Source organism: Streptomyces sp. (assembly GCF_019510245.1).
In the GTDB taxonomy this organism is placed as follows: Bacteria; Actinomycetota; Actinomycetes; order Streptomycetales; family Streptomycetaceae; genus Streptomyces.
Window position 1 is genome coordinate 1 of the sequence record NZ_JAEKKT010000085.1, and the last position, 8445, is coordinate 8445.

The following is an 8445-nucleotide window of genomic DNA, read 5'->3' on the forward strand; positions in this document are numbered from 1 at the left end:
TCGGCACGGGTGCGGGAGTCGACGGCACTGGCGGTCCTGGTGCCGCCGGGATCGGGCGAGGGGGCGGAGATCCAGTACACGGCGAGGGCCGTCTCCCCCCGGATCATGGGCGTGGACATCAGGACCGGCACCCGCCTGCCGGCCTCGGCGACCTCCCTGGGCCGGGTCCTGCTGGCCGACACGGAGCGCTCCGCCGACCTCGACCGGGTCCGCACCCAGGGCTACGCCCTGCTGGACGAGAACTGGGAGGACGGCCTTCGTACCATCGCCGTCCCCGTCCGCGACCGCACGGGCCGGGTGGTCGCCGCCGTGAACGTGGCCCTGCACGCGGCGGGCCGCACGGCCGAGGAGTGCGTGACGGAGATCCTCCCGGAACTGCGCCTGACGGCGACCCGCGTGGAGACCGAACTCCATGCGGCGAGCCACTTCACCCGGGTCCCCCTCCTCTGACGCCCCCGAGGTCAGCCGCTCTTGCCCGATGGCGGTGCGGAGGTGCCCTGCCCGGCGCGGAGCATGGCCTTGTAGAGCAGCTCGTGCCCGGGTGAGGCGGGCAGGGGGCCGCGCGCCGGGGCCTCGAGGGACTGGACGATCAGGGCGCCGAAGCGTCGCCAGGCGTCCGGGGCGGCGTCGCCGCCTGCCCACCCGCGTCAGTCGAGCGGAACGCCTGTGTGGCTCTCCAGGAACCCGATGAGGCGGGCCTGGAACTCCTCGTCCCCCGCCGCCGGGTGCGGTGTCTGCGTCCGGCGGTGGTACCAGTAGCCACCGGTGCGCGGGGTCACGTCGTCGTGCGTGGCGAGCCACACCTGTGTCCGATGCCCTTCCGTCAGATCGTCCGGTGCGCCGGCACCGCCCATCCGCGTGGGCACCCACCCGGGGTCGACCGCGTGGCTCGTGGTTCCTTCCCACCGGGACGCGAAAGCGAGCGCGAGGGTGGTGACCCACAGCTTGCTGTCGCTGTAGGACGCGGAACCGGCGGCCAGCTCCCGTAGATCGGTCGAGCCGCTGCGGTGCATGGAGCTGCTGAGGTGGACGAGCCTGGCCGGCTTGGCCATCAGGGCCGTCAGCACATAGGGCGCGACCGTGTTGACCGTGCCCGCGTCACGGGTGTTCATGGTGCCGGCGTTGTGGATGACGGTGTCGAAGCGGCCGAACGCGCCCGCCTGCCGGGCGACGTCGCGGATCTCGTCGAGATCGGCGAGATCCCCCGTGATGACGCCCTTCCACCGGCCGGTGTCCTCCGCGTCGGCGAGCCGGGCCGGGTTCCGGACGTGGACGACGACGTCGTGCCCGTCGTCGGCCAACGCGCTCGCGGTGTCGCGCCCCAGTCCGGCGGCTGCGCCGGTCACCAGGATCAGTGCCATGTCAGTCCTCTCCGGTGGCCCCCTATAGGAGGACCCTCGCCGACGTGCATCCGCTACGCTATGACTCGTCAGCCGTCGGTGCGTCGCGTTGTCTGCTCAGGTGACCCTGTGGAGAGCATCGCACCACGTCCGACCAGCCCGCCTTCGTAGCTCAGGGGATAGAGCACGGCTCTCCTAAAGCCGGTGTCGCAGGTTCGAATCCTGCCGGGGGCACCCCGCATTGCCAGGCGCACACGGCCCCGGACTCCTCGTCCGGGGCCGCTGCGCGTGTCAGTGGTCGGAGTAGCTGAAGTCACCCACGGTCCAGGCGCTGACGTCCGCGATCGCGACGCGGTACATCCCGCCCGTCTCCGGGATACCCACCGTGCCCTGAAGGATCCGGGCGACGTGGAAGTGCAGATGCGTGGGCGGCCCGTCCTTCTTCACGGGGGTGGCGAAGACAGCGGAGAACTCACCCAGGTCGGAGGAGTCCGTCAGCACCTCCGACACCCGCTGCCTCCACATGGCTTCGGGAGCCAGTCGCCCGGTGATGACGGCACCACCGGTGACCACGGTCAGGGACATGTGACTGCTCCGCCCGGACTCCACAAGGGCGGCGATGTCAACGATCAGCTCGTCAGGGTTCGGCATGGGACCGGATTCTATGCACCGTCCCCGGCGGCACGGCCGGGCGAGGTCGGCCGCGCGGGTGTCGTGGGCCTTGATCAGGGTGTGGCACGGGGGTGGGTCGGCACCGTCCCGATGTCCGCCGTCCGCCCACGGGCACGGCGGTCAGGGACCGGTGAGTACGACGAGTTGCTGCGTCGCCCGGGTCATCGCCACATAGCGGTCCACCGCTCCCTCGATGCCCTCGCCGAAGTTCTGCGGGTCGACGAGGACCACCAGGTCGAACTCGAGGCCCTTGGAGAGTTCCGGCGGAAGGGAGCGGACCCGGGGCGTCGCCCGGAAGGCGGGGTCGCCGATGACGCAGGCGATGCCGTCGGGGTGGGCGGCGAGCCAGGTCTCCAGGGTCGCGGTCAGGTCGGCGGTCGAGCCGTGGGTGACGGGGATGCCGGTGCTGCGGATGGAGGTCGGGACGTTGGCGTCGGGAAGGACGGCGCGGATGACCGGCTCGGCCTCCTTCATGATCTCTTCCGGGGTGCGGTAGTTGATGCTCAGGGAGGCCATTTCCACGCGGTCGAGGCCCACCCGCTCCAGCCTCTCCTGCCACGACTCGGTGAAGCCGTGCCGCGCCTGGGCGCGGTCCCCGACGATGGTGAAGCTCCGGGACGGGCAGCGCAGCAGCAGCATCTGCCACTCCGCGTCGGTCAGTTCCTGCGCCTCGTCCACGACGACGTGCGCGAAGGGGCCGGCGAGCAGGTCCGGGTCGGCGGTGTGCAGGGCGTTCTCGTCCACCAGGGCGTGGTGGAAGTCCTCGCCGCGGAGCATCGTCACCAGGCCCATCCCGTAATCGTCGTCGGCGACCGCGCTGAGGTTGTCCACGACCGTGGCCATGTGCTCGCGCTGGGCGGCGAGGGTGGCCTCGTTGCGGCGCTTGCGGAGCGAGGTCCGCGGGTCGCCGAGCCGCTGCCGGGCCGCGTCCAGGAGCGGCAGGTCGGACACCGTCCAGGCCTGGCTGTCCGCGCGCTGGAGTCTGCGTACGTCGTCGCGGTCGAGCCAGGGGGCGCACATCCGCAGATAGGCGGGGACCGTCCACAGGTCCGATACCAGGTCGGCCGCCTCCAGCAGCGGCCACGCGCGGTTGAAGGCCGTGAGCAGCTCCCTGTTCTGGCGCAGGGACTTGCGGAGCAGGTTCTCCGGGGCGTCGCCCTCGTGCCGGTCCACCAGGATGGTGAGCAGTTCGTTCCAGACCTGGTCGCGGGCGTCGTTGTGCGGGGCGCCTTCCGCCGCGTCGAAGGCCTCGGCCCAGTCGGTGGCGGTCAGCGGGATGTCGGACCAGTGGGTCGTGACGGTCATGCCCTCGGTCGGCGGCTCCTCGTAGAACCTGACGGCCTTCTCGATCGCCTTCACCAGGTCCGCGGAGGACTTCAGCCGGGCCACCTCCGGGTCGGTCTCGACGCCCGCTGTGGCTCCCTCGGCCACGAGATCCCGCAGGACGCAGGTCTGTACGCCCTCCTCGCCGAGGCTGGGCAGCACGTCGGAGACGTAGGCCAGATAGGGCCGGTGCGGGCCGACGAACAGCACACCGCCGCGGCGGTGGCCGAGGCGCGGGTCGGCGTGCAGGAGGTAGGCGGAGCGGTGCAGGGCGACCACGGTCTTGCCGGTGCCGGGACCGCCGTCGACGACGAGCGCGCCGCGGGATCCCGCGCGGATGATGGCGTCCTGGTCGGCCTGGATGGTGCCGAGGACGTCCCGCATCCGTTCCGAGCGGTCGCTGCCCAGGCTGGCGATGAAGGCGGACTGGTCGTCGAGCGAGGCGTGGTGCCCGGCGAACCCGTCCGGGGCGAACACCTCGTCCCAGTAGTCGCTGATCCGGCCGCCCGTCCAGCGGTACCGGCGGCGGCTGGCCAGCCCCATCGGATTGGCGTGGGTGGCCCCGAAGAACGGTTCGGCCGCGGGGGACCGCCAGTCGACGAGCAGCCTGCGGCCCGTGCTGTCGGTGAGGCCGAGCCGTCCGACGTACACCGGCTCGGGGTCATCGGCGGCGACCATGTGCCCGAGGCACAGGTCCAGGCCGAAGCGGCGCAGGGTGCGCAGCCGGGCGCTGAGCCGGTGGATCTCGGTGTCCCGGTCCATCGCCTCCTGGCCGATGCCGCCGGGCGCCCTGCGGGTGGCGTCGAGCGTGGCGGACAGGTCGGCGATCGTCTGCTCCAGGCACTCCGCGATGGCCGCGAAGTGCCGCTCGTCGGCGGCGGTCAGCGTCGGGTCGGCCTTGGCGGCGAGGCGCTCGGGAAGGGCGAACACGCTGGTGGGCAGGGAATTCAAGTCAGCAGCTCCGATGTGAGGTCATGTTCTACGACCACGAGGGCCGGCCACGCGCGAGCACGCCCGGCCGGCCATGTCCAGCAGCGACTCCGCCGCCGCCTTCGCGAGCGCTGCCGTCAGCGCTCGTACGTCGGCGTGGGACCGCCGTGCGCCCCGCCGATGCCCGGTTCGGCCCGTCCAGGATCTGGGGTACGACCACCTGGGGCACTCCGGCCGGGGCGGCCGTGGTGGACGACGGCGACGACCCGGCGGAAGAGTACCTGGTGGCCGGCCTCGCCGACGGCGAAGCAGTCGTCCGCCCCGTCGATCAGGGCCAGGCCGGCCGAGGAGATAACTGCGCGCATTCGACCCACTCCCGATTTTCCGGCGCCCTCCGGCTCAGGCGGGTAAGTCTGCGCCCGCACCGGGGCCTTGCCGCAAGCCCCCCGGTGCGCTATACGTTGAGAGTGGCAAGGAGTGGGGTGACCTCCTTGCCTTTGCTGTTTCTCCTGCCTTGTCGTTCTCTACGCCGTCCCATGCCCCCTTGCGGCTCAGGCCGCGAAGCGTTCGGCGAGCGTCTTCGCCCCGGCCTCCGCGTCCTGGAGAGCCTGCGCGCGGGAGGCCTCGAAGAGGGGGATGAACTCCGCGAGCGCCGGGTTGTGCGGGGCCAGGGTCATCTCGGGGACGATGAAGTCGACGTCGAGGGCGAGAGCGCCTCCCAGAAGAGCCGTCAGGTAGGTCTGGACGAACTCGTAGGACTCGCGCGGGGTGCCGGGGCCGTAGGAGCCTCCCCGGCTGGCGACGACGGTGACCGGAGTGCCCTTGGCGGAGGGGTCCTCGCCGCCGGTGCGGCCGAAGAGGGTCACGTTGTCCAGCCATGCCTTGAGGGTCGACGGGATCGTGAAGTTGTACATCGGGGCGCCGATGACGATCGCGTCCGCACCCTCCAGTTCCTCGATGAGCTCCAGGCGGGCGGCGAAGGCCGCGGCCTGCTCGGGGGTGTGCGTGGCCGGGTCGGCGAAGCCCGCTGCATGGGCGTCGGCGGTGATGTGCGGGACCGGGTCGACGGCCAGGTCGCGGTAGATCACCGTGCCGGTCGGGTGCTGCTCCTGCCAGGTCTTGCTGAAGGCCTCGGTCACGGCGCGGGAGGCGGATGCCTCACCGGGGAGGACGGACGAGTCGATGTGCAGCAGGGTGACCATGAGCTTCTCCATCGCGGTAATGAGCTGAGGATATGTACCTAGCTATATCTAGCACAGGTACTTACTTTTTTTCAGCAGCATACGACAGAGGGGTACCCTGCACCCATGACGGCCGAGCAGATCCACGACCAGGAACCGTGCAAGCGGGTCGACGACGGCATCACCCGCGTCTTCCAACTGCTCGGCAAGCGCTGGAACGGTCCGATCCTCGCCGTGCTGATGGGGCGGCCGACCTACTTCTCCGAGCTGCGGCGGGCCATCCCCGGCCTCAGCGAGCGCATGCTCGCGGACCGGCTCGTCGAGCTGGGCGCGGCCGGGCTCGTGCTCCGCGAGGTCGACGAGGGCCCCCCACTGCGGGTCTCCTACCGGCTGACCGCGGCGGGAGCCGCGCTGGAGCCCGCCCTCAGGGAGCTCGCCGACTGGGCGAAGGATCATCTGCGGGACGCGCCTCCGTGCGCGACCAAGGGTCACTAGCCTCGAATACGCTCCGGAAAGTCTTCGAAACATTCGAAGATCTGTTGACCTTTCCGATCTTCGCCCTCCGCGATCTTCCGAAAGATTTCGCCGATTTCCTCAGGTGAGAGGGATCTCGAAGCATTCGAAACATCTGCCGAAACTGTTGACGCTTGACAGGGGCAGACCAAAACTGTGGGGCATGACTGACACACCCGCACACCCCACGCGCCGCAGTGTCTGCGGTCTCCTGCTGGCCACCGGCGCCACCCTGGCCCTGCCCGGCACCGCCGAGGCGGCCACGGTCATCACCACGAATCAGACCGGAACCGACAACGGCTACTACTACTCGTTCTGGACGGACGCCCAGGGCACGGTCTCCATGACCCTGAACTCCGGCGGGAACTACAGCACTTCCTGGCGCAACACCGGCAACTTCGTGGCCGGCAAGGGCTGGAGCAACGGCTCCCGCAGGACCGTGAGCTACTCGGGCAGCTTCAACCCGTCCGGCAACGCCTACCTGGCCCTCTACGGCTGGACCTCGAACCCGCTCGTCGAGTACTACGTCGTCGACAACTGGGGCACCTACCGGCCCACGGGAACGTACAAGGGCACGGTCACCAGCGACGGCGGGACGTACGACATCTACCAGACCACCCGCTACAACGCCCCGTCCGTGGAAGGCACCAAGACCTTCAACCAGTACTGGAGCGTCCGGCAGTCGAGGCGGACCGGCGGCACCATCACCACCGGCAACCACTTCGACGCGTGGGCCCGGGCCGGCATGCCGATGGGCAGCTTCAAGTACTACATGATCCTCGCGACCGAGGGTTACCAGAGCAGCGGCAGCTCGAACATCACGGTGTCCTGATGAGGGCCCGGTCGCACCTCCCGTTAATGGCCGCCGCCGCTCTGGCCGCCGCCGGCACCCTCGCGGCTCCCGCCGCCGCTGCCCCCGCACAGGCCGCCGCCTGCGCCGGATACGTCGGACTCACCTTCGACGACGGCCCGGGCAGCGGGACCACCACCCTGCTCAACTCCCTCCAGCAGTACGGCCTCAGGGCCACCATGTTCAACGAGGGCCAGTACGCCGCCGCCAACCCGGCGCTCGTCAGGGCCCAGGTCAGCGCCGGGATGTGGGTCGGCAACCACAGCTACACGCACCCGCATCTGACCCAGCAGAGCCAGGCCACGATCGACTCCGAGATCTCCCGCACCCAGCAGGCCGTCGCGAACGCGGGCGGCGGCACGCCCAGGCTGTTCAGACCGCCGTACGGCGAGACCAACGCGACGGTGAAGGCCGTGGAGGCGAAGTACGGGCTGACCGAGGTCCTCTGGCAGGTCGACTCGCAGGACTGGAACAACGCCAGTACCGACGCGATCGTCGCGGCGGTCGGGCGGCTCACCAACGGGCAGGTCATCCTGATGCACGACTGGCCCGCCAACACCCGCGCGGCGATCCCGCGCATCGCGCAGACACTGGCCGCCAAGGGGCTGTGCTCCGGCATGATCTCGCCCCAGACCGGCCGCGCGGTGGCGCCGGGCTGACCCACGGCCACGGCGACCCCGCCTCGGCGCGGCGGTCGTAGTCCTTCGGGCCGCCGCGCCGAACACGGTCCGTAACTCCTGCGGACGAGGACCGGTCCCCGTTCGGCTGTGAATGCCGCGATTCCCCCCGCGTGGCGCGATGTTGCCGCAATCATGGGCAGCGGCACGTCCCCCTGAGTGCCAACGGAACGTCAACAGACGAGACACGAACGCCACTTGACGTCTTCTCGTCGCGCCCCCGGAGGGAACCGCAGCCATGGCCACACCCCTGTCCGCCGCGAAGATGCTCGCCGCGCTGAAGGCCGAGGGCCTCACCGTGCACGAACACGCCGGCTGGAAGACCCACAACCGCGACGCGGCGTCCGGGAAGTCCTTCGGTCCCGTCATCGGGGTGCTGATCCACCACACCGGCGGACACAACGACAAGGAGCTCTGCTACAAGGGCAGATCCGACCTGCCTGGACCGCTGTGCCACGCCTGGCTCGGCAAGACCGCCGGGCTGTGGATGATCGGCAACGGCCGTACCAACCACGCCGGTTACGCCGACATCGATGTCCTGAACGCGCTCCGCGAGGAGAAGCCGCTCCCCCACGACGACGCGGCCACGGCCGACGGCAACGACTGTCTGTACGGCCTGGAGATCGAGAACCTCGGCAAGAGCGGGGACCCCTACCCGAACGCGCAGTACCGGCAGGCCGTGCTGTGGGCGGCCGCGATCTGCCGCGCGCACGGCTGGAGCGAGAAGTCCGTCGCCGGGCACAAGGAATGCCAGCCGGGGAAGATCGACCCGAGCTTCGACATGGACGACTTCCGGGCCGCCGTGAAGAAGCAACTGGCGGTGGAGCCCGGCAAGACGGAGCCGACGAAGCCGGCGGGCAAGCCCCGCGTGGACCTGTCCCGGCTGGTCAAGGCCGCCAAGACCGATCCCGGGGCCAAGCAGGGCCACGTCAGCTACATGGCCGGCACCAACCTCACCG

Annotated in this window: 10 protein-coding genes and 1 tRNA gene; 6 read left to right on the plus strand and 5 right to left on the minus strand. The window is 70.3% G+C overall.

Annotated features, from left to right (window positions below):
* Window positions 1-450, plus strand: a 450-nt coding sequence (locus JF597_RS04935) for an IclR family transcriptional regulator C-terminal domain-containing protein (RefSeq protein ID WP_293989507.1), incomplete at its 5' end; no start/stop codon positions are given.
* A 197-nt stretch (window positions 451-647) separates the two neighbouring features.
* Here the strand turns inward: JF597_RS04935 and JF597_RS04940 are convergent.
* Entirely contained in the window at window positions 648-1361 is a 714-nt protein-coding gene (locus JF597_RS04940; protein WP_293989509.1) for an SDR family NAD(P)-dependent oxidoreductase, read from the minus strand.
* A 140-nt stretch (window positions 1362-1501) separates the two neighbouring features.
* Here JF597_RS04940 and JF597_RS04945 point away from each other — a divergent pair.
* Window positions 1502-1574: transfer RNA gene (locus JF597_RS04945), tRNA-Arg, on the plus strand.
* Between the two features lie 57 nt (window positions 1575-1631).
* Here the strand turns inward: JF597_RS04945 and JF597_RS04950 are convergent.
* The 4 genes from JF597_RS04950 to JF597_RS04965 form a co-directional block, all read right to left on the minus strand.
* The gene (locus tag JF597_RS04950) at window positions 1632-1991 is read right to left on the minus strand and encodes a hypothetical protein (protein ID WP_293989511.1); all 360 of its coding nucleotides are present in this window, start codon (window positions 1989-1991) and stop codon (window positions 1632-1634) included.
* Between the two features lie 141 nt (window positions 1992-2132).
* Entirely contained in the window at window positions 2133-4286 is a 2154-nt protein-coding gene (gene helR, locus JF597_RS04955; RefSeq protein WP_293989513.1) for an RNA polymerase recycling motor ATPase HelR, read from the minus strand.
* Window positions 4287-4402: 116 nt separating this feature from the next.
* The gene (locus tag JF597_RS04960; protein ID WP_293989515.1) at window positions 4403-4630 is read right to left on the minus strand and encodes a hypothetical protein; all 228 of its coding nucleotides are present in this window, start codon (window positions 4628-4630) and stop codon (window positions 4403-4405) included.
* 186 nt (window positions 4631-4816) lie between these two features.
* Window positions 4817-5467, minus strand: a complete 651-nt coding sequence (locus tag JF597_RS04965; RefSeq protein WP_293989527.1) for an NAD(P)H-dependent oxidoreductase — start codon at window positions 5465-5467, stop codon at window positions 4817-4819.
* A 105-nt stretch (window positions 5468-5572) separates the two neighbouring features.
* Here JF597_RS04965 and JF597_RS04970 point away from each other — a divergent pair, with 105 nt between their 5' ends.
* The 4 genes from JF597_RS04970 to JF597_RS04985 all read left to right on the plus strand — a co-directional run.
* Window positions 5573-5941: a helix-turn-helix domain-containing protein gene (locus tag JF597_RS04970; RefSeq protein WP_069763897.1), complete on the plus strand. Its 369-nt coding sequence runs from the start codon at window positions 5573-5575 to the stop codon at window positions 5939-5941.
* Window positions 5942-6122: 181 nt separating this feature from the next.
* Window positions 6123-6791 carry a glycoside hydrolase family 11 protein gene (locus tag JF597_RS04975; RefSeq protein WP_293989519.1) on the plus strand — a complete coding sequence of 223 codons (669 nt, stop codon included), beginning with the start codon at window positions 6123-6125 and terminating at the stop codon, window positions 6789-6791.
* A gap of 26 nt (window positions 6792-6817) precedes the next feature.
* Entirely contained in the window at window positions 6818-7468 is a 651-nt protein-coding gene (locus JF597_RS04980; RefSeq protein ID WP_256122924.1) for a polysaccharide deacetylase family protein, read from the plus strand.
* Between the two features lie 256 nt (window positions 7469-7724).
* The coding region (locus JF597_RS04985) for an N-acetylmuramoyl-L-alanine amidase (protein WP_293989524.1) at window positions 7725-8445 on the plus strand (721 nt) is incomplete at its 3' end.

Coding starts and splice junctions, on each gene's coding strand:
- JF597_RS04950 (WP_293989511.1), bottom strand. CDS start 1,991: ATGCCGAACCCTGACGAGCTGATCGTTGACATCGCCGCCCTTGTGGAG.
- JF597_RS04940 (WP_293989509.1), bottom strand. CDS start 1,361: ATGGCACTGATCCTGGTGACCGGCGCAGCCGCCGGACTGGGGCGCGAC.
- JF597_RS04970 (WP_069763897.1), top strand. CDS start 5,573: ATGACGGCCGAGCAGATCCACGACCAGGAACCGTGCAAGCGGGTCGAC.
- JF597_RS04980 (WP_256122924.1), top strand. CDS start 6,818: ATGGCCGCCGCCGCTCTGGCCGCCGCCGGCACCCTCGCGGCTCCCGCC.
- JF597_RS04975 (WP_293989519.1), top strand. CDS start 6,123: ATGACTGACACACCCGCACACCCCACGCGCCGCAGTGTCTGCGGTCTC.
- JF597_RS04960 (WP_293989515.1), bottom strand. CDS start 4,630: ATGCGCGCAGTTATCTCCTCGGCCGGCCTGGCCCTGATCGACGGGGCG.
- JF597_RS04965 (WP_293989527.1), bottom strand. CDS start 5,467: ATGGTCACCCTGCTGCACATCGACTCGTCCGTCCTCCCCGGTGAGGCA.